This is a genomic window from Oscillibacter sp. (assembly GCF_032018205.1).
Classification (GTDB): Bacteria; Bacillota; Clostridia; order Oscillospirales; family Oscillospiraceae; genus Oscillibacter.
In genome coordinates this window covers 1-20,316 of record NZ_DALZOY010000014.1, presented here as the reverse complement: position 1 = coordinate 20,316, position 20,316 = coordinate 1, and the positions used below count along the sequence as shown (strand labels likewise).

Here is a 20,316-nt window from a genome sequence, read left to right as displayed (position 1 = left end):
CCGACGCCAATGAGAGCTACCGCGCGATGTTAAGGGAAACAATCGAACAGACGGGAGAATTCACGGTGGTCGCCGGCGTAGGCGACGGGAAAAATGCGCTTCGGCAGGTGCGAGAGCAGCTTCCGGATTTACTGCTGCTGGACGTGGTGCTTCCGGAGCTGGACGGCTTCGGCGTGCTGGAACAGCTTCGTAGAGAAGAGATTCCGACGCGAACAATGATGATCTCCTCCTTTTTTACGGAACAGGTGGTGGGAGAGGCTCTGGAAAAAGGCGCGGCATTTTTTATGCCGAAACCTTTTGAAAACGGCGCACTGATGGAGCGGATGCGCTCTGTCTGCCGGCCTGTTCAACCGGTATCCCATACAAAAAGTTTAAAGAACATGGTCACGGATATCATTCACGAGATCGGCGTCCCCGCCCACATCAAGGGGTATCAGTACCTGCGGGAGGCCATTTTAATCGCGGTGGACGACATGGACGTGATCAACGCTGTGACAAAAGTTCTCTACCCGGAGGTGGCCCGGCGTTTTTCCACCTCACCCTCCCGCGTGGAGCGTGCCATTCGCCATGCCATTGAGGTGGCATGGGACCGGGGCGATTTGGAGACGCTGCAAAAGTTTTTCGGCTACACCGTTTCCAACACCAAGGGCAAGCCCACCAACAGCGAGTTCATCGCCATGATTGCCGACCGGCTGGTGCTGGAGGGACGCAATTTCGGAGGAAGCGCGGGATAATGGGTTTCCACCGCCCGCCTGCTTGACGCGGGTGCGGCAATATGGTATCCTTTCCGAAGGTATCAAAAGCGGAAAGGAAGCGGAACATGACATTTACATTTCACCCCCGGGGTACTTGCTCTCAAGAGATGCATTTCCGGCTCAATGAGGAAAATGTGATTGAGGAGCTGGAGGTTGTGGGCGGCTGCAGCGGCAATTTGCAGGGCATCGCGGCGCTTCTGAGGGGGATGGACGCACGGGAGGCTGTCGGTCGGCTCAAGGGCATCCACTGCGGGATGAAGTCCACCTCCTGCCCCGACCAGGTGGCAATTGCGCTGGAGCGGGAACTGGACCGGCAGGCGGCAAATTTGGAAGAATTGGAAAAATCATAAAAAGCGGCCCGCCCTGTTTTGCGGGGCGGGCCGCTTTTTCGCGTCTTGTCGCTTTTCAGAAAATTCTCTTGACAAGCCGCGAATCAACCGTTATAATGATTTCGTTAAAGCCATAATATAATGGCCCTTAAGTGCTGTGGGTTTCCCGGCATTCTGGAGGGAGGGAAATATAAATGTCTGAAATTCATATCAAAGAGGGCGAGAACATCGACAGCGCCCTGAAGCGTTTTAAGCGCAGCTGCGCTAAGGCGGGCGTTCTCGCGGAGGTTCGTAAGAGAGAGCACTACGAGAGCCCCAGCGTCAAGCGCCGCAAGAAGTCTGAGGCAGCTCGGAAGAATAAGAACAAGCGCTTCTATTAATTCTCGTTTTGATGAAAAGCGCCGTGGAAACCTCCACGGCGCTTTTTTGACGCCTTGGAGCGCCGCCTGCTTAAAAAGGATTATTTCCCAAACAGCTTCCCCAAAAGGTCACTGACCTCGGGATATTGGAAAAATGCCGCCTGAGCGCCTAAGTTTTGGCCAATGCGCAGCTTTTGCAGCAGCGTGTCTCCATCGTCGAACAGAATGAAATGGGTTTCGCCCCGGCAGGTATAGGTGAAGTACCGGGCGCACAGGTCCGGGGAGAAAAACACGGATGGCTGCTCCCGCTCCATCAGCTCCGCCAGTTCCTCCCGCCGCAGGGGGCGGCCCTCACCAGAGGGACAAGGAAGAGGGAAGTCCATCATCAGCCGCTCTAAATCAAGAGCCAGCCGCCCTGTGCCACAGGTGGAAGCGGCATCCCGCAGCCGCTGGGTCAGATTGCCGCCCGACAGGGCCGTGCAGATCGGCACAATCGCTGTGGGCGCGGCGGAGGCATAGGACTCCGGTACGTAGAGCGTCAGCCGGTTTTTTTGGAAAAGCTTTCCCATGGCTCCTGCCAGCAACAGCAGATCGCCTCTGGGATGTGGTGCCTCGAAATCCAGCACCACACCGCCGTAGCTCCGCCGGGAGCACTCCCGCACAGCGGCGGCGGCTAACTTTTCCGGCTCCTCCACCGTGGGCGCGTCGTGGTCGCTGAGGCCCAGCAGACCGCCCTTGGTCTGCACCAGCAGGTTCTGGCGCAGCAGGGCGGACTCCGGTCCGATGCGATAGGCCATATGGACAAAGTGCCGGGTGAAGCGGGACGCCTCCCGAAGCTGCTGCGGCGTGACGGCAAGATAGACCTGCAAGCCAAGACCCCCCTTGTGTGCTTTGAAAAAAATTGGTATACTAAGGATATTGATAAATCAATTCGTAAAATGCTATGAAGGGGGAAGACTGAATATGCCTTTTTCCCTGGTGCCGGACAGGCTGTTTGCGCGCTATGACGAGGTAACGCCCGATTTGCTGAGGGAGCTGGGCGTGACGCTGCTGCTGAGCGATTTGGATTTCACGCTGGCAGAGAAAAGGACACGCCGCCCGGATAGGGCGCTTAAAGACTATATTGCCGGACTAAAGGATGCGGGCATCGGGTTTGTGATCGTGTCCAACAACCGCTCCGGAAGCCGGGTGACGGAATTTTGCGACGAGCTGGGCGTGCCTTATCAGGGCAGGGCGGGAAAGCCGTCTCCCCGGGGGATTCTGGCCGCCATAGAGAAAGCGGGGGGCAGGTTGGCCCACACCGCCATGCTGGGCGACAAGCTTTTAACCGATTGCCTGGCCGCCAAGCGGGCGGGAGTTTTGGCGCTGACGGTGGAGCCCGTGGGCGGAGCCGTGACGCTCTGGCAGAAGGTGCTTCACGCACTTCAGGTCCCCTTTAAGGCCATTTGTTGCCGCAAATTGCGGGAAATTGATAAAAAATTCTTCTGAATTTCCACGAATCAGAGGGAAAGCCCTTGCATTCATCCCGTATCTGGGGTAAAATATCCTAGGTTATTTTGTAAATTTGGAAAGCAGAGAAAATGTCCTCCTGACGGGTCGTTTTCTCGTAGATTTGTAAGGAGGAAAAACTATGCCTACGATTACTGCCGGTGATTTCCGCAACGGTGTCACCTTCGAAATGGACGGCAAGATCATGACTGTGGTGGAGTTCCAGCACGTCAAGCCCGGAAAGGGCGCGGCGTTTGTGCGCACCAAGATGAGAAATGTGGTGACCGGCGGCGTCACCGAGACTTCCTTTAACCCCACTGCCAAGTTTGAGCAGGCGTTTGTGGAGCGCAAGGACGCGGAGTACAGCTATCAGGACGGCGACCTGTACTACTTCATGGACCCCGAAACTTATGACACGGTTCCCCTGAACCGGGACGTGCTGGGCGACGGCTTCCGCTTTGTGAAGGAGAACACGGTGTGCAAGCTGCTGAGCTACAAGGGCAGCGTATTCTCCGTGGAGGTCCCCAACTTTATGGACCTGGTGGTCACCGAGACGGAGCCGGGACTGAAGGGCGACACCGCCACCAACGTGACCAAGCCCGCCACTGTGGAAACCGGCGCGGAGATCAAGGTGCCTCTGTTCATCAGCACCGGAGACAAAATTAACATTGACACCCGGACAGGCGAGTATCTCTCCCGCAGCAAGGACTAAAAGAGGACGCGCCTGAATCAAGAGGAGGATTCCTCTATAAAACAAAAAACGAAGCAGGAAGAAAGGAGCGTGTACACGATGGAAATTACCGAGAGAGTCGCTTATCTGAAGGGGCTGGCCGAGGGCCTGGGCCTGGACACCGAATCCAAGGAGGGCAAGCTGATCACCATGATCATTGATATTCTGGACGATGTGGCCTTGGAGCTTCAGGACCATCAGGACCAGATTATCGAAATCTCTGAGGGCCTGGACGCTGTCAGCGACGACCTGGAGGACGTGGAGGAGATCGTCTACGAGGACGACGAGTTTGAGGATGACGACGAAGACGACGACGATTCCGAGGACTGCTACGCCACCACCTGCCCCACCTGTGAGGAGACGGTCTACTTCGACGAGTCCATTCTGGAAGAGGGCGAAGTGGTCTGCCCCAACTGCGGGGAGAAACTGGAATTTGATCTCACCGACATCGAGGAATGCGACTGCGGCGAGGATCACGAGGACTAAGCGATTTCACAAGCGTAAAAGCGGCGGCTCCTTCAGGAGTCGCCGCTTTTTTATAGTTACCGCTTGTCTCCGGGGCGAAACAGCAATGCCATCAGCGTGGCGAAGATCACGGCCGCGGCAATGCCTCCCGCCGTGGCGGTGAGTCCGCCGGTAAACACCCCCAGCCAGCCCTGCTCCGCCACTGCTTTTTCAACGCCTTTGGCCAAAGAAAAGCCAAAGCCGGTAAGGGGCACTGTGGCCCCGGCTCCGCCCCAGTCGGCAATGGGCTTATAAACGCCCACCGCCCCCAGCAGCACGCCCGCCACCACATAGCCGGTGAGAATGCGGGCAGGGGTAAGCTTGGTTTTGTCAATGAGAATTTGCCCGACGGCGCAGAGAATGCCGCCGCAGATGAATGCTTTCAGATAGTCCATAAAAACCTCCAAACCGAGTTTTTCTCTCCCAGCTTTTCCATGTTTGCCCGAATTATGCGAAAGGCGGGCGGCAGGGAAGGAAAAGACCCGCCTAGCGCTCCGTGCAGATACACACCGCGTGGCACACGCCGGGGATGGACTCCCCCTGAAAGCTGGAGGTGGGGGAGAGCAGCGCTCCGGTGGGCGCAAAGAGAATCCGCCGCCACTTTCCGGCCCGCAGTCCCGGCAGAAGATACCCGCACAGCACCGCCGCCGAGCAGCCGCAGCCGGAGGCTCCGGCGTGCATATCCTGCTTTTCCCGGTCATAGAGCAGCATTCCGCAGTCGAGATAGTTTTTGCTCATATCCACGCCGTCCCGTTGGAAGAAGCCGCGGACGATGCTGTGGCCCAGCTCGCCCAAGTCGCCGGTAAGGATTAGGTCAAAGTCCGAGGGCTTTGTCTTTGTATCCTTGAAAAAGGCGGAGATGGTGTCGTAGGCCGCGGGGGCCATGGCCGCGCCCATGTTGTTCACATCGGTTACGCCCTTGTCCACGATTTTGCCGCAGGTGACGTGGGTGACAAAGGGACCCTCTCCCTCCCGGCCCAGAATGCAGCAGCCGGACGCGGTGGCGGTCCACTGCGCGGTGGGGGAACGCTGATTTCCGTATGGAACCGGCATACGGTACTGCCTCTCCGCCGTGCAGAAATGGGAGGAGGTGACGGCAGCGGCCCGCTCGGCAAAGCCGCCGTCGATGCTCATGGCCGCCATGGCGAGAGATTCTCCCATGGTGGAGCAGGCGCCGTACAGCCCGAAAAAGGGAATTTCAAACTCCCGCAGGCCAAAGGAGGTGCCGATGCACTGATTTAAAAGGTCTCCGGCAAAAATATAGTCCAAATCGCCTGCGTGCAGCTTTGCCTTATCCAGCGCTGTCTGCACCGTTTTTTGCTGCATCCGGGACTCTGCCTTTTCCCAGGTCTTTTCCCCCAGAAACGAGTCCTCGCATAGCTCGTCAAAGCAGGCCGCCAGCGGTCCCTGCTTTTCCAGCTTTCCGCCGGTGGCGGCAAAGGAGAGAATGGACGGGGGAGAATCCAGCCGGACGGTCCGCCGTCCAACGCGTTTTTTGCTCATAAAAAAACACCGCCTTGTGATGATTTTCCATAGGTTGCCCCATTTGGAGAAAAATTATAGCAAACACCTGTAAGAGCGGATTTTGTTATGGAATGATGAAGTGCGACGGAGAAACGATGCGAAAAAAATGTAAAAAAACCGTCGGGAGAAGCTCTCCCGACGGCAAAACCGCGTGTTAAAGAATTGAGCGTATCAAAACAGGGCGGGGATAGCTTTGCTCAGCCAACAAATCAGAATCGGCAGAAGGCAGGCCGGAGTCATATTCATGACCTTGATTTTGGTGATGCCCAGCAGATTCAGCGACAGGGCGATAATCAGCAACGACCCCACGCAGGTCATCTCCGCCACAACCGCGTCCCCAAGCAAAGGGGAAATCAGGGCTGCCAGCGCGGCAATGCTTCCCTGAAAGAGAAACACCGTGACGGCGGAAAACGCCACGCCCACGCCCAGAGAGGAGGCGAATATCACGGCGCTGATGCCGTCCAGCAGGGCTTTTGCAAACAGGGTGGAGTGGTCGCCCGTCAGCCCGTCCTGCAACGCGCCCACAATCGACATGGCGCCTACGCAAAACAGAAGACTTGCAGTAACAAAGCCCTCCGATACGGAGGTAGTTCCGTCTGGAAAAAGATGCTCCGTTTTTTTCTGAACCCAGTCGCCAAGTGCGCGCATCCGTTGGTCTAGGTCCAACAGCTCTCCAAGAAGCGCGCCGAGGACCATGGAGAGAATAGCAATCAGCACGTTCTGCCCCTTCAGGGACCCGCTTATGCCAATATAGAGCACGCACAGAGCCACGCTTTTCATAACCATGTCCTGAAGCCGCTGCCCCAGTGCATCGCCCTCAGCCACGGGCAAGAGCTTGGAAATTCGTGTCAGGCCCAGCCCGGCCACAGAGCCGGCCAGAATGGCCAGCGTGTTGACCGTCGTTCCGATCAGCATACCAATCCCTCCGTTTCCTTCAGCAGGCTGCGTACCACGGCGCTGCCCAGCAGCAGTCCGGCGGTGGCCGGTACCCAGGGGTTGCTGGCGGGAACGCTGCGCCGCCCCGGCGGGGGCGCTTCCATCTGCCGAACGGAGAGAGCAGGTTCCTCCGGGCTGAACACCACCGGAAGATGACGGATGCCCCGGTTTTTCAGCTCTCGGCGCATCACGCGGGCCAGAGGGCAACCGGAGGTTTTTGAAATGTCCTCAATTCGCAGCAGGGAGGGGTCCAGCTTGTTTCCGGTGCCCAAAGCCGAAATGAGAGGAATGTTGAGACGCAGAGCGGTTTCCGCCAGATCCAGCTTGCAGGACACAAGGTCGATGGCGTCCGCGATGTAATCGTACCGGCAGCCCTCGGGGAAAAACCGGTCTCGGTTTTCGGCATTGTACAAAGCGTGGACAGGGTGGAGCTTCAGCGCGGGGTTGATATCCAGCAGGCGGGCAGTCATGGCCTCCGCCTTGGGCTGGCCCACGGTGGAGTGGAGGGCTTCCAACTGGCGGTTCAGGTTGGTAAGAGACACGGCATCGCTGTCCACCAGCGTCAGTTCGCCCACGCCGGATCGGGCCAAACACTCCGCGGCATAACTCCCCACTCCGCCAAGGCCCAGCAAAAGCACATGGGCGCGGGCAAGACGCGCCTGCCCATCCCGGCCCCAGAGCATTTCGTTGCGCAGAAATTGATCTTCCATAGCGTTTTCCTCTTATCTGTCTAAGCGTTCTTTTTTAGAAAAACACGGACCGGCGAAAGCCGGTCCGTGCTTCACGATGCAATTCAGCTCGCGGACACGTATTTGACGCCGCTGGCGGCTTCGCCAGTGTACCCGGCGATGACACCGTCGTACCATGTGCCAAAATCCTGATTCCGCAGGGCGCTGTCCGCCTGTACCTGCCAGTAGGGCAGGTTCTCGCCCACAAAGTACATGATGTGATAACCGTAATCGGTTTCCACCACGCCGGTGTCCCCGGCCTTGCGGCTGGAATCGAAGCACCAGTCGTTGAAGGTGGGCACCATCTGGCCCTGATAAACCTGCTCGTACAGGCCGCCATTGGCCTGAGAGCCGCCGTCAACGGAGTTTTCCTTGGCAAGCTCGGCAAAGGCATCCTCAGTGGCTGCGCCTGCCTTCCACTGTGCCAGAAGGTCTTCGGCCTTTGCCTTGGCCTCCTCTTTCAGCTTGGCCTGCTCTTCGTCATATCCGTCCTCGCCCTGGGCGATCTTGCCGGCTTCGGGCTGGAGAAGGATGTGGCGCACGTTTACAGTCTTATAGTCCTGACGATAACGCTTACCGAAAGACACCACGTAATAGGCAGAGTTGTCCTCGTCGGCCAGAACGGCGGAGTCCCCGGCCTGACGGCCGCTGTCAAACAGCCAATCCATCAGCACGCCGGAGGAATAGGAACCGGCCTCACCATTGGTATAGGACATCTTGTCGTTGTCCTTCGCCAGATCAGACATGCTCTTTCCGGACTTGAACCCGGCGTACAGCTCATCCGCGGACTGCTTGGCCGCTTTCAGCGCGGCGGCACTCTCCTCCTCGGTGGGATCCACACTGTTTCCGTCGGCATCCGTGGTGTCCTCGGCGACGCCGCTGATGCGGACGCTCTGATAGTCCACCACGTCATAGGAGTTCCGGTTGGCGGCGTATTCGGCCTCCAGCTCCTCGTCCGTATAGGTCAAGCCATCGTTATGGCTCTTGGAAAAGTCGCTGGCCAAAATCACACGCTTCATCTCAGCCTCGTAAACACTGCGGCTCATGGTTGCGCCGTAAATCTTCTGGAGGTATTTGACCACGCTCAGGTTGGAAGCGGTGGCGGTGGATTCAAGAGACTCGTTATTGGAGTCAAACTCCGCCTGCATGGCGTCGTTCCAAACGTAGCCCTCTTCCTCCGCCTTGTCATTCAGCGCGTAGATGGCAGACATCTGGTCAATCGCCTGACCGACAAAATAGTCGAACCAGGTCTGCGTATCGTCGCCGGGATAGGGCTGAGAACGCAGGTCCTTGCTGGTGTCCAGCCCCATGTAGGAAATATACGCGCTGTTCTGCTGGACAAAGTTCTGATAGATATTTACAAAATAGTAGTTTAGCTGGGGTACCTTCACGTCTGCCAGCACGGTCTTTTCTGCGGAAGAAGAGCCGCTGGCGGCGGGGTCCTCCGCCGAGGTAAGCTGGGTATACAGCGTGGCTGCGGTGGCGTTTTTCTGGATGATGTTGGATTTCCATACCAGTACGGTCACCACGAGAAGGGCGAACAGGACGGCAATGACGGCGTACATAATGTTGCTGCGCCGGGCCTCCTTCTGCTGCTGCGCCTCCCGCGCGGTTCTGGAATGATTATCGTTTGCGCTCATTTTCGTTTCAGTCCTCTCAAAATCTTAAGTGAAGATGCGGAGAATCCCGCGAATGCACACCGACATATTATATAGGATAAACTGCGAAACTGCAAGCAAAATTTCACGGACGGGCTTATCGGGAAATTTGCCGTCTGTCGGATTTCTCCAGTATAGTCTACGGGGCTGAAAGGAACCTGAAAAAGCGTGCCAAAAGTCCGATCTATGGTTAGAGCGCAAGTAGGGCAAAGGGAAGGAAACGATTTTTGTACAGAATGCGAGTGATGTGCTATACGATATTCAGGAAAACATCTCCTGTACTTGAGAAGAATGTTAACTATAGGCTGTGTTATAAAAAACCGGAAATAGAGATGGCTTAAAAGCTGGCGCTTTCTCTTTGGCTGCACTTCAAGTACCCCAACATAATCCATATAAGCATACCGCCCTGCTGATTTCAAGTTCAGCAGGGCGGTGTTTTTCAAAGCGTATTTATCCTGCGGACCCGGCGGCGCGCAGCGCGGCCACCTCGTCGCCCACCTGCAAAATATCGGGGAGACTGAGCTCCAGAATCAACTCGTCCTGACCGGGGGCGCGAACCACACGCCGGATGTAGGGGGAACGGGTCATAAGCTGATTGTGCGCGCCCACAGTCTCTTCCTCCACCGTTTCCACCGACAGCACCTCGTCCACCATCAGGCCAAGACTGGTCTCGCCGCTGAGCACCAGCACCATCTCGTGAAATTCCCGGATGCGGAAAATCTCCTTGGCGTCCTCCAGCACGCCGAGAACCTTAGGCATATAGTTGCCCCGGACCTCGTCCAGCGTAGCCTGCTTGCAGTTGTCCACGGCTTCGCGGTTCCCCGCCGCGTCGCACTGCTCCACCCGCTGGGCCGTTTCGTGGAGCCTGCGATGAGGGTCTTCCATCCGGGCCAGATGGGCGGAAAGCTCCATACTGTCGGTCTTAAAGCCGTCATACCATTTCCCAAGCTTGCACTTGTGGGGGTCTGTGGCCAATGAAAAAGGTTCCCCGGTTTCAATGGAGCGCTCCAGCGCGGAAACCCAGTTAATGTGATCCTGCTTGCGCGCGTCCAGCATGGCGGTGAAGTCCTCAAATTCCTCCTGAAGGGATTGCAGCTTCAAAGCCGCCCTCAGATTGAAGAGAGTGACGCTGCTGCCCCGGAGGGGAAAAATCCCGGAGATATAGGGCGGCGCGTCCGGCACGGGGGTGTATTTCGGAAGCTCCATAATGGTGGAGACATAGCGGCTGTCCGCGCAATACAGTCCTCCGTTCAGCCGGAACAGGATGGAGGGGCTTTGCACGCTGTCTTCCGCTTGATAAATGCTCATGGCAAAGAATTCCTTTCCTATAAATATAATAAAGGGCCGCGCTCTTAAAAAATTACGACGGAAAGCGTGCCCCAAAGCGGGCGCAGACGGCGCAGCCCGACCTGGTTACATTATGGTCATTGTATCACAAAATCCCCACAATGCAAACACAAGAATCCCGCTGGGAAAAGATTTTCCGGCTTCTTGCACCCAATCTTGACAAAATGGGGCCACGCGGTTATACTAATCTGGATTTATAAAATAGGAAAATTGCGATGAGGAAAAGCAGTACCCGCGGACGGATGCAAAGAGAGGGGACGGACGGTGCAAGTCCCCGTGAAGTCGGCGGAGAAGTCGTTTCGGAGCATTGGCCTGAACAGGAAAGTAAGGCCAACGGGACCTCCCGTTACAGAGGCGGGCGCAAAGCGCCGGGAGAGTGCGGGAAATTCCCGAATTCAGGTGGTACCGCGGACTTTTGTTCGCCCTGAGCCGATAGGCTCGGGGCGATTTTTGTTTGGAGGAGCATATGGAGAGATTTGTATTCGACACAACCCAGGGCGCGGTGCTGGAGGCTGCGGAGGAAGCGGCGCTGATGGATTGGGTCCGGGTGCGGAGCAATGCGACGCGGGCCAGCGTTCCGGTTGGGGTGATGGCAGTGTGCTTCACGGTATATTCTCTTGTGCAGAGGAACTGGGAGGCGGCGCTGTTCACGGTTTTGCTGGCGCTGATCATCATCGGCTTTTTCTGGCTTCCCATGCAGCGGGGCAGGCGGTTTCGACAGGGCGTCCGGGAGGCGCGGGCACGGTGGCTGGATTTGACCGACGCGGTGCGGGCAAGGCCCATGCGCTTTGTGTTCGAAGGAGACGACTGTCGGATGCTGGACGGAAAGGGCGAAGAAATCCGCCTGTGGAAAAGCATCCGCATGGGTGAGGTTCGGGAGAGCGACTTGATTTTTTGGATCCCCGCGGAGGACACCTCCGTTCTGCTGCATAAAAGCGCACTGACCGAGGGAACGGAAGAGGCGTTTCGCGGGTGGCTGAAAAGTCGCAGCAAGCGCTATCGCGTTTACCGCGTGACGGAGCGTCTGCGTCGAAGTATGGAGCGGGTATAAAGCTTCGGGGACGTGAAAGCGCGGCCCACTGTTTGAGTAAGCCTGTATTTGTATAGAATTCAGATATCTGAGTATGAGGAGAGCAAGCCATGAAAAAAGAACTGCCGAAGGTATATGAGCCGCAGCAGGTGGAGTCCCGCATCTACGAGAGCTGGATGGAGGGCCGCTGCTTTACGGCGGAGCCGGACCCTGAAAAGGAACCGTTTTCCATTGTGATGCCGCCTCCCAACGTGACGGGTCAGCTTCATATGGGCCATGCGCTGGACGCGACACTTCAGGACATCCTGACCCGCTTCAAGCGGATGCAGGGATATTCCGCCCTATGGATTCCCGGCGTGGACCACGCGGGCATCGCCACCCAGATCAAGGTGGAAGAGGAACTGCGGGAAAAAGAGGGAAAAACCCGGTACGACCTTGGCCGCGAGAAGTTTTTGGAGCGGGTCTGGGCTTGGAAGGAAAAGTACGGCGACCGCATTGTGGAGCAGCAGAAGAAGATGGGTGTTTCCTGCGACTGGGACCGCTCCCGCTTCACCATGGACGAAACCTGCGCCCGCGCGGTGCGGGAGACCTTCTGCGACCTCTATGAAAAGGATATGATTTATAAGGGAAGCCGCATCATCAACTGGTGCCCCCACTGCACCACCGCTCTGTCCGACGCGGAGGTGGAGTATGTGGATAAGCCGGGCCACCTGTGGCACATCCGCTATCCTTTGGCGGACGGATCCGGCGATCTGGTGGTGGCCACCACGCGGCCCGAAACCATGATGGGCGACACCGGCGTTGCCGTGAATCCGGAGGACGAGCGGTTCAAGCACCTGATCGGCAAGACCTGCATCCTGCCCATCATGAACCGGGAGATTCCCATTGTGGGGGACGAATACTGCGAAATCGGCTTCGGCACCGGCGCGGTGAAAATGACCCCCGCCCACGACCCCAACGACTTTGAAGTGGGTTTGCGGCACAATCTGGAGATTATCCGCTGCATCGCGGATGACGGCAGAATCAACGAAAACGGCGGCCCCTACAACGGAATGGACCGCTATGAGTGCCGCAAGGCCATCGTAAAGGACCTTGAAGAGCAGGGCTATCTGGTGAAGACCGAGGATTACAGCCATAACGTGGGCACCTGCTACCGCTGCCACAACGATGTGGAGCCGCTCATTTCCGCCCAGTGGTTCGTGAAGATGGAGCCCCTTGCGAAGGAGGCTCTGCGGGTGGTGCGGGACGGCGAGGTAAAGTTCGTCCCCGAGCGGTTTTCCAAGACCTATATCAACTGGATGGAAAACGTGCACGACTGGTGCATTTCCCGCCAGCTCTGGTGGGGCCACCAGATTCCCGCGTGGTACTGCGACGAGTGCGGTCATATCAACGTGGGGCGGACGGACCCGGAGAAGTGCGAACAGTGCGGCTGCACCCACCTGACCCGGGACCCGGACGTGCTGGACACTTGGTTCTCCTCTGCCCTGTGGCCCTTCTCCACCATGGGTTGGCCCGAAAAGACGGCGGATTTGAACTACTGGTATCCCACCTCCGTGATGGTCACGGGCTACGACATCATTTTCTTCTGGGTGGCCCGGATGATTTTCTCCGGCTGCGAGCAGATGAAGGAGATTCCCTTCCACACGGTTTTGATTCACGGCCTGGTCCGGGACGAAAAGGGACGGAAAATGTCCAAGTCTCTGGGCAACGGCATTGACCCGCTGGAAATGGCCCAGGCCTACGGCGCGGACGCGCTGCGCTTCAACCTTATCACCGGCAACAGCCCCGGAAACGATACCCGGTTCTACACCGAAAAGTGCGAGGCCATGCGGAACTTTGCAAATAAAATCTGGAATGCATCCCGCTTCGTGCAGATGAACCTGAGCATTGACCGGTGCGCCCTTCCTGCCAATCTGGAGCAGGAGGACAAGTGGGTTTTGACCAAGCTGAACGGGCTGGTCAAAGAGGTCACGGAGAATCTGGACGCCTTTGAAATCGGCGTGGCCTCCGCCAAGGTGTACGACTTCATCTGGGACACCTATTGCGACTGGTATATTGAGCTGACCAAAACCCGCATGAACGGCGACGACGCCCAGAGCCGCCTTGCGGCGGAAAATGTGCTGTGCTACGTGCTGATTCAGGTGCTGAAGCTGCTGCACCCCTTCATGCCCTTTATCACGGAGGAAATCTGGCAGTCCCTGCCCCGGGAGATGGGAGAAGAGGGAAGCTTCATCATGACCTCCCATTGGCCCGTGTATGACGAGGCGCTGAACTTCCCCGCCGAGACGGAGGCCATGGAGGCGGTGATGGACACTATCCGCGCCATCCGCGCCCGCCGTTCGGAGATGAACGTGCCCCCGTCCAAAAAGACGGAGCTTGTTTTGAAGACCGACGAGCCGGAGATTTTCCGGGACGCGGTGCACTTCATTACCCGCATGGCCTATGCCGAGCGCGTGACGGTTTCCACCGCCGCACCGGAAACGCTGGACGGGCTGGTGAGCATCGTCACCCGCAAGGCCGTGGCCTATATTCCGCTGGCGGAACTGGTGGATGTTGCGGAGGAGCTGGCCCGCATTGCCCGGGAAAAGGAAAAGGCGGTCAATGGTCTGCGCATCACCGAGGGCAAGCTGAAAAACGAAAAGTTTGTGGCAAACGCACCCGAGGCCGTGGTCAACGTGGAGCGGGATAAAATTGCCAAGTACAAGGAGCTGATTGCCCGGCTGGAGGAGTCCGAGCGGGCGATGAAGGGGTAAAACGGTCAAAAAGCCCCGTGGCCGAACTTTTTGAGAGTTGTAGCATCGCCTGTGGGCGATGAGATGCAGGGGCATGGGGAACTCGCTTCCCCATGCCCTTGAATTATTGCCTTTTTCTCCGACCACACGTGGGATGCACTTTGGCGGGAGACTATATTAGGTGAAAATTTATCTGGGCGGGAGAGAGGTCGGAAGACGAAAAACTGTGTCCTGCCCGCTTTCGGAAAAAGTGGTGCCGCAGGAAGTCCGCAGAGGGAGTGTGGAGGCAACGGAGAGGGAAGAACGATGTGGCGAGTGCGGTAAGATTGGACTTGCAAATGCGAACATCTGTGCTACAATGAGGATATAGGACCGCAGCCGAGCTTTGGCGCGGAGAAAGGGGGCAGCGCCGTGGAGCGGGTGATTTTACACTGCGATATGAACAGCTTTTACGCCTCGGTGGAGCTGCTGTCCCACCCCGAGCTGCGGGACGCGCCGGTGGCGGTGTGCGGCGACCCCACCTCCCGGCGGGGTATTGTGCTGGCAAAGAACGAGGCGGCGAAAAAGTTCGGCGTAGCCACGGCGGAAACCATCTGGCAGGCGCGGAAAAAGTGCCCCGGGTTGGTGCTGCTGCCGCCCCATCATCATTTGTATCGGGAATATTCCGAACGGGTCAACGCCATTTACGAGGAGTACACCGATTTGGTGGAGCCTTTCAGTGTGGATGAAAGCTGGCTGGACGTGACCGGGTCCCTTCATCTGCTGGGCAGAGACGGGCGGACCGTGGCGGACGGGATTCGCGCCAGAGTGGAAAAGGAGCTGGGACTGACGGTATCCGTAGGCGTGAGCTTTAACAAAGTGTTTGCAAAGCTGGGCAGCGATTACAAAAAGCCAAACGCAACCACGGTGATTTCCCCTCAAAACTGGAAGGACTTTGTGTGGCCCTTACCGGTGGAGTCGCTGCTGTTCGTGGGAAAAACCGCGCAGGCCACTCTGGCGCAGTTTGGCGTGCGGACCATCGGGCAGTTGGCGGCCATGAATGTGGGCCAACTGGAAACGCTGATGGGGAAAATGGGCCGCCAGCTTCACGAGTATGCCAATGGGCAGGAGCATGAGCCGGTGCGGCCCCGAAGCGAGCTGGAGCCGCCAAAATCCGTTGGCAGTGGGTCCACCTTTCAGCGGGATTTGTCCTCCCGGAGGGAGGTGGGCGCGGCGCTGGCCCTGCTTTCCGATGAGGTGGCCATGCGGCTGCGCCGCTGCGGCATGTATGCCGGGGGCGTGGCGGTCACGCTGCGCACGCCGGATTTTCAGGATCGATCCCGGCAAAAGCGCTTTTCCTCGCCAACTCATCTGATGCGGGAGCTGGCGGACGGAGCCATGGAGCTGCTGGATACCTTCTGGAAGCCGCCCGCCCCCATCCGGATGCTCACCGTCACAGCCATCGCTCTGACGGAGGAGGCCGATGCCTATGAACAGACGGACCTGCTGGATACCGCGGCCCCCCGGCGGGAAAAGCAGGAGAAATTGGAATCTGCCATGGATAAAATTCGGGGAAAATACGGAATGGGTGCGGTGCGCTTCGGCGCGTCAAGTCCCGAAAAAAAGGAGGATACGCTGTCATGACGATTGCGGAAGAAAAACAGGAACTTCGGCTGAAGGTACGGGCGCAGGAGCGGGCGCTTTCAGCCCGCTACAAGGAGGAGTCCGACGCAGCGATTGCGGACCGCGTTCGCGCGCTGCCGGATTATCGGGAGGCACACACCGTTTTCAGCTTTTATGGAACCAAGCGGGAGATCAATACCCGCCCCATTCTGGAGGACGCGCTGAAAGCGGGGAAGCGGCTGTGCCTGCCGCTTTGCACCGAGATTCCGGGCATTATGGAACTGCGGGTGGTAAACTCTCTGGACGATTTGGTTCCCGGCCCGTTCGGGATTTTGGAGCCGTCCCAAAACTGCCCGATTCTAACGCCGGACGAGGTGGATTTTGCCGTGCTGCCGTGCTTGAGCTGCGGCAGGGCGGGCCGCCGGCTGGGTCAGGGCGGCGGGTATTACGACCGTTTTTTGACCGCTTACCGGGGCAGCGCGGTGCTGCTGTGCCGGGAGGAACTGCTCCACGAGGACATTCCCGTTGAGCCGCACGATATGCCGGTTCCATGGGTGGTGACGGAAAAGGGACTGTATGAGGACGGTGTTCCCGCGCGGCTTAAGTGAATTTTCGGATGCGGAATCTGCGCCGTTTATTTCCAATTTAAATGGAAAATAGTTTTAAACCGTCTTCACAAATGAAATAGCGTGTGCTAAAATGTAAAATGGCCGGATATTATGGTAGGCCGTGTTAAAAATATGTTGACTAAAGCGTGTGGACAAATACACAATGATGAAGGAGACATTCAGATGGTGCACGAGACAATGGATTTTATTTCCAAGTTTGATCCCGAGGTTGGCGCTTCTATTAAAGAGGAGTTCGCCCGCGAGCGCCGGAACATTGAGCTGATTGCCAGCGAAAACGTGGTCAGCGAGGCGGTCATGGCGGCGATGGGCACCTGCCTGACCAATAAATACGCCGAGGGGTATCCCGGCCACCGGTATTACGGCGGCTGCTACGCCGTGGACGTGACGGAGGAGATTGCCCGCAAGCGTGCTTGCGAGCTGTTTGGCTGCAATTATGCCAATGTTCAGCCCCACTCCGGGGCCAACGCCAATCTGGCCGCGTTTTTCGCGCTGGTCAAGCCCGGTGACACCGTGATGGGCATGAATCTGGCCCACGGCGGACACCTGAGCCACGGCAGCCCCGTGAACATCTCCGGCAAATATTTTAATATTATCCCCTACGGTCTGGACGAAGAGACGGAGCAGATCGATTATGACGCACTCATCAAGCTGGCCGAGGAGCACAAGCCCAAGCTGATTGTGGCGGGCGCCTCCGCCTATCCCCGGTCAATCGACTTCAAGAAGTTCCGTGAGGCGGCGGACGCTGCGGGCGCGTATCTGATGGTGGACATGGCCCACATTGCGGGTCTGGTGGCCGCAGGCGAGCATCCCTCTCCCGTGCCCTATGCTGATGTGATTACCTCTACCACCCATAAGACCCTGCGGGGCCCCCGGGGCGGATTGATCCTGTGCAACGACGAGGACATCTACAAGAAGATTAACTCCGCCGTGTTCCCCGGCACCCAGGGCGGCCCGCTGGAGCACATCATCGCGGCAAAGGCTGTGAGCTTTGGCGAGGCGCTGCGTCCGGAGTTCAAGGAGTATCAGAAGCAGGTGGTGAAAAACGCAAAGGCACTGGCTGAGGGCCTCATTAAGGAGGGCTTCCGCCTTGTCTCCGGCGGAACGGACAATCACCTCATGCTGGTGGACGTGCGCAACTTCCACATTACCGGCAAGGAATTTGAGCATCGGCTGGACGAGGTGCAGATCACCGTCAATAAGAACGCCATCCCCAACGACCCGGAGAAGCCCTTTGTCACCTCCGGCATCCGCGTGGGTACCCCCGCTTCCACTTCCCGCGGCTTCAAGGAGCCGGAGATGGAGAAGATTGCCCATTGGATGGCTCTGACCGCCCGGGATTTCGAGGGCAGCGCCGAGCAGGTCCGCGCGGAGGTCAATGCCCTGTGCGAGGCGTTCCCCATCTATCAGTAAAAACGGCGAGGGCTGATGCCTGAACCAAATGCGCCCCCGGCGGGACCACTGTTCCGCCGGGGGCGCGATTTCATATTTGAAAAGGGAATGTATCGGTTGCTTTGTGGGCGGCTTACAGCCGCTGGGTCCACTCCGGCTCCTTAAAGCCCACCAGAACGAAGTCGGCTCCCACCAGAATGGGGCGTTTAACCAGCATTCCGTCGGTGGCAAGAAGCCGGAATTGCTCGTCCTCTGTCATGGAGGGCAGCTTTTTGGAAAGTTCCAAAGCCTTGTATTGCAGACCGCTGGTGTTGAAAAAGCGTTTGAGCGGCAGGCCGCTTTTTGCGTGCCAAGTACGCAGCTCGTCCTCCGTGGGGTTCTCCGTTTTAATGTCCCGGAAGTCATAGGTGACGCCCCTCGTGTCCAGAAAGGTCCGCGCCTTTTGGCAGGTGGTGCATTTTGGATAGCAGACAAACAGCATAGCAAATTCTCCTTTTTCGGTGATGTGAAGTCTGGAGTATGGCGAAAGGTTCAGCGCTGCCGGTATTTCGCCGTGAATGAGATTCTCTTTCTCCTGTTTGGAGAGGGCTTTGATGCGGTATTCCAGACGAGACGCTGCCGCTCTGCCGTCCGCTTCCCACGCGGCCGCAAAGCGGACGGGACGGCGGGCCGCAGTGTATTTCGCGCCGCCGGGAAGACTTCCCCCGTGCTGGGCGAGACGACGGGCAAGGTCAGTGGTGATGCCGGTATAAAGGCTGCTGTCCCCGCAGCGCAGTATGTAGGTGTAGTACGCCGTTCTTCTCGCCCCCTTGCAATTTTCCGTAACAGTATACCACAGCTTTCAAAAAATGCACAGCGCTTTGACATATGGCAACTGCAAGCAAATTTTTCGCAAGGGAACGGCCCGTTTAAAAATGTGGCAAAGAGCATTGCCTGGTGCGAAAATGTTTGCTATACTGCATTGAAAGCATTGAATGGAAAAAAATGGCGCAGAATAAAATAAAGAAGGTGTTTTTATGGAGTTACAGGAAATCATGCGCCAGCGCGTTTTTGCCGTGGTGGGCAACACGCTGGATTCCGAGAAATATGCCTATAAAATCAAGCAGGGGATGATCGAGAAGGGCTACACGGTTTACGCCGTGGGCAAGGAGCTTCCCTCCCTGAACGACGTGCCGGAGGAAATCGACATCATCGACCTGTGCATTCATCCCGCAAAGGGACTGGAGCTGATGCGGGAATGCAAAAAGAGCTTCAAATGCATTGTGCTTCAGCCGGGGGCGGAAAGCGCCGAGCTGGTGGCCTACTTGGAGGAGAAGGGAATGCCGTATATCAACGGGTGTCTGCTGGTGGGCATGCGGATGTTTACCTGATTTCCGGTTTGCGAACCATCCGCCGATGTCCCCAAATGTTAGCATTTTTGATGGAACGGCTAAATTTTATTTTTCCGGAGACCCTATGCAGGGGTGATGAAATGGGATTAACTTATACCGATATGTATGCGAACATTGGACCCGACCCGAAGGCGGCGGCGTATTTTAACGACCTGCCTGAGGTGATTCAGGCGCAGATTCTGGCGAAGGACCCGCCGCCAAGCTCCTTGGACGCGCTGAAAAAGCTGGTCAAGGAGGCCGACTATATCTTCTGACCCGGGCCGCCTCGTCAAGAGGCGGTCACTTTCATACTGATACTCAGCTTCACTGGTAATTGCGCCCTTGTGCGGACGTCCGCGTCGTTTTGGCGGCAGACCAGCGTCGATACGTTTCTGCTCCCTGTTATGCCGATTTACCCAGTTCTTTATCTGAACAAAATTCAGCCCAAGCTTGTCTGCTATTTTTTGATGCGTTTTTCCCTCGGCACGCAGCTCCATGATAACCGCTTCCAACGTCTTGATATCTGCCCAGTTTCTCTTACTCATATAAATACCCCCTGATGTAGTTATATTCTCCTACATCAGGGGGCTTCTTGTCTATTGTCAGCTTTTACTGGGGTGGCTCAAAAGGGGCATGCTCTTGTTATACATACGGTGGCTTTTGATAGGATATCTCGATATCGGCTTTCGTATAGACGGCGCTGCCCATGTCCGCAAATACCATCAAATAATATTTTACCAGATATTGAAAACAGCACTTTGCTATGACAGGCAAAGTGCTGTTTTTTTGTTCTCGACAAGAAACCTTTCTACTCGACTAATAAAATCATATATCGCAATTCTTTTTAAAAGAAACTCCCAATTCATTTCGGCATCTCACTGTCGCTCACCTCCACTCCAATTTGCTCTCACAACAAAAAAGCAAATTGGAGGAAAAGAGCGATGAAAAACTATAAGGACAGTGATTATGCTATAAATAAATCCAGCGAAGGCATTGTGTACCGCTTTGCCGATCGTATCGTAGAAATTATATTGAAAGATTATCTTGGTCGATTGTAAAATGAAGATGGACACTTGAATAGAAAAGTCCATAGTGATTTTTCCCTAATGGTAGAATGGAGTTCTCACACACCCATCTGCCAAAGGAGGGCAATCACTATGGACTGCCAAGATTATACCACACTACAAGCGCAGCGCAAGCGTGGTC

At 56.8% G+C, this 20,316-nt stretch carries 21 protein-coding genes, 1 pseudogene and 1 other annotated feature; of the genes and pseudogenes, 13 read left to right on the top strand and 9 right to left on the bottom strand.

Annotated elements, in window-relative coordinates; translation table 11 throughout:
* Positions 1-26 precede the first annotated feature (26 nt).
* The 3 genes from spo0A (at position 27) to rpsU (ending at position 1,464) form a co-directional block, all read left to right on the top strand.
* A complete protein-coding gene (gene spo0A, locus RTU96_RS11270; protein ID WP_312636718.1) occupies positions 27-734 on the top strand; it encodes a sporulation transcription factor Spo0A in 708 nt (235 codons plus the stop codon).
* Between the two features lie 86 nt (positions 735-820).
* Complete coding sequence (locus tag RTU96_RS11265) at positions 821-1,105, top strand: TIGR03905 family TSCPD domain-containing protein (RefSeq protein ID WP_312636717.1); 285 nt, start codon at positions 821-823, stop codon at positions 1,103-1,105.
* Between the two features lie 173 nt (positions 1,106-1,278).
* Positions 1,279-1,464 (top strand): 30S ribosomal protein S21, encoded by a 186-nt coding sequence (rpsU, locus tag RTU96_RS11260; RefSeq protein ID WP_040659605.1) that lies wholly within the window; start codon positions 1,279-1,281, stop codon positions 1,462-1,464.
* 80 nt (positions 1,465-1,544) lie between these two features.
* Here rpsU and RTU96_RS11255 read toward each other — a convergent pair whose 3' ends face one another.
* Positions 1,545-2,312, bottom strand: coding sequence for a hypothetical protein (locus RTU96_RS11255; protein WP_312636716.1), 768 nt, complete (start codon positions 2,310-2,312; stop codon positions 1,545-1,547).
* 94 nt (positions 2,313-2,406) lie between these two features.
* Between RTU96_RS11255 and RTU96_RS11250 the strand changes: the two genes are divergently transcribed.
* The 3 genes from RTU96_RS11250 (at position 2,407) to RTU96_RS11240 (ending at position 4,147) form a co-directional block, all read left to right on the top strand.
* Positions 2,407-2,931: an HAD family hydrolase gene (locus tag RTU96_RS11250; protein ID WP_312636715.1), complete on the top strand. Its 525-nt coding sequence runs from the start codon at positions 2,407-2,409 to the stop codon at positions 2,929-2,931.
* A gap of 142 nt (positions 2,932-3,073) precedes the next feature.
* Positions 3,074-3,643, top strand: a complete 570-nt coding sequence (efp, locus tag RTU96_RS11245) for an elongation factor P (protein ID WP_294856797.1) — start codon at positions 3,074-3,076, stop codon at positions 3,641-3,643.
* Between the two features lie 78 nt (positions 3,644-3,721).
* Positions 3,722-4,147: a CD1247 N-terminal domain-containing protein gene (locus tag RTU96_RS11240; RefSeq protein WP_312636714.1), complete on the top strand. Its 426-nt coding sequence runs from the start codon at positions 3,722-3,724 to the stop codon at positions 4,145-4,147.
* 56 nt (positions 4,148-4,203) lie between these two features.
* Here RTU96_RS11240 and spoVAE read toward each other — a convergent pair whose 3' ends face one another.
* The 6 genes from spoVAE to RTU96_RS11210 all read right to left on the bottom strand — a co-directional run bounded on the left by spoVAE (position 4,204) and on the right by RTU96_RS11210 (position 10,319).
* Positions 4,204-4,560 (bottom strand): stage V sporulation protein AE, encoded by a 357-nt coding sequence (gene spoVAE, locus RTU96_RS11235; protein WP_294856792.1) that lies wholly within the window; start codon positions 4,558-4,560, stop codon positions 4,204-4,206.
* A gap of 91 nt (positions 4,561-4,651) precedes the next feature.
* Complete coding sequence (gene spoVAD, locus RTU96_RS11230) at positions 4,652-5,668, bottom strand: stage V sporulation protein AD (protein WP_312614136.1); 1,017 nt, start codon at positions 5,666-5,668, stop codon at positions 4,652-4,654.
* 192 nt (positions 5,669-5,860) lie between these two features.
* Complete coding sequence (locus RTU96_RS11225) at positions 5,861-6,604, bottom strand: DUF554 domain-containing protein (protein WP_312636713.1); 744 nt, start codon at positions 6,602-6,604, stop codon at positions 5,861-5,863.
* Positions 6,598-7,335, bottom strand: a complete 738-nt coding sequence (locus RTU96_RS11220) for a tRNA threonylcarbamoyladenosine dehydratase (RefSeq protein WP_312636712.1) — start codon at positions 7,333-7,335, stop codon at positions 6,598-6,600. The genes RTU96_RS11225 and RTU96_RS11220 overlap by 7 nt, the downstream gene beginning before the upstream one ends.
* An 83-nt stretch (positions 7,336-7,418) precedes the next feature.
* Positions 7,419-8,993: a peptidylprolyl isomerase gene (locus RTU96_RS11215; RefSeq protein WP_312636711.1), complete on the bottom strand. Its 1,575-nt coding sequence runs from the start codon at positions 8,991-8,993 to the stop codon at positions 7,419-7,421.
* A gap of 468 nt (positions 8,994-9,461) precedes the next feature.
* Positions 9,462-10,319 carry a chemotaxis protein CheW gene (locus RTU96_RS11210; protein WP_312636710.1) on the bottom strand — a complete coding sequence of 286 codons (858 nt, stop codon included), beginning with the start codon at positions 10,317-10,319 and terminating at the stop codon, positions 9,462-9,464.
* A gap of 245 nt (positions 10,320-10,564) precedes the next feature.
* Positions 10,565-10,788 (top strand) — a binding site (T-box leader).
* A gap of 36 nt (positions 10,789-10,824) precedes the next feature.
* Between RTU96_RS11210 and RTU96_RS11205 the strand changes: the two genes are divergently transcribed.
* From RTU96_RS11205 to glyA, 5 genes are all read left to right on the top strand, one after another.
* Positions 10,825-11,409, top strand: coding sequence for a hypothetical protein (locus RTU96_RS11205; protein WP_312636709.1), 585 nt, complete (start codon positions 10,825-10,827; stop codon positions 11,407-11,409).
* 89 nt (positions 11,410-11,498) lie between these two features.
* The gene (locus tag RTU96_RS11200; RefSeq protein ID WP_312636708.1) at positions 11,499-14,141 is read left to right on the top strand and encodes a valine--tRNA ligase; all 2,643 of its coding nucleotides are present in this window, start codon (positions 11,499-11,501) and stop codon (positions 14,139-14,141) included.
* A 390-nt stretch (positions 14,142-14,531) separates the two neighbouring features.
* The gene (gene dinB, locus RTU96_RS11195) at positions 14,532-15,743 is read left to right on the top strand and encodes a DNA polymerase IV (RefSeq protein WP_312636706.1); all 1,212 of its coding nucleotides are present in this window, start codon (positions 14,532-14,534) and stop codon (positions 15,741-15,743) included.
* A complete protein-coding gene (locus RTU96_RS11190) occupies positions 15,740-16,330 on the top strand; it encodes a 5-formyltetrahydrofolate cyclo-ligase (RefSeq protein ID WP_312636704.1) in 591 nt (196 codons plus the stop codon). Before dinB ends, RTU96_RS11190 begins: the two co-directional genes overlap by 4 nt.
* 183 nt (positions 16,331-16,513) lie before the next feature.
* Positions 16,514-17,761: a serine hydroxymethyltransferase gene (glyA, locus tag RTU96_RS11185; protein ID WP_312636703.1), complete on the top strand. Its 1,248-nt coding sequence runs from the start codon at positions 16,514-16,516 to the stop codon at positions 17,759-17,761.
* Between the two features lie 112 nt (positions 17,762-17,873).
* Here glyA and RTU96_RS11180 read toward each other — a convergent pair whose 3' ends face one another.
* A complete protein-coding gene (locus tag RTU96_RS11180) occupies positions 17,874-18,221 on the bottom strand; it encodes an arsenate reductase family protein (RefSeq protein ID WP_312636701.1) in 348 nt (115 codons plus the stop codon).
* Between the two features lie 141 nt (positions 18,222-18,362).
* Positions 18,363-18,482: pseudogene (locus RTU96_RS14795) on the bottom strand (GIY-YIG nuclease family protein); the annotation flags it as partial.
* Positions 18,483-18,756: 274 nt separating this feature from the next.
* Between RTU96_RS14795 and RTU96_RS11170 the strand changes: the two are divergent.
* Both RTU96_RS11170 and RTU96_RS11165 read left to right on the top strand, forming a co-directional pair.
* Positions 18,757-19,110, top strand: a complete 354-nt coding sequence (locus tag RTU96_RS11170) for a CoA-binding protein (RefSeq protein ID WP_312636699.1) — start codon at positions 18,757-18,759, stop codon at positions 19,108-19,110.
* A 101-nt stretch (positions 19,111-19,211) separates the two neighbouring features.
* Positions 19,212-19,385: a hypothetical protein gene (locus RTU96_RS11165; protein ID WP_312280852.1), complete on the top strand. Its 174-nt coding sequence runs from the start codon at positions 19,212-19,214 to the stop codon at positions 19,383-19,385.
* Positions 19,386-20,316: the final 931 nt, after the last annotated feature.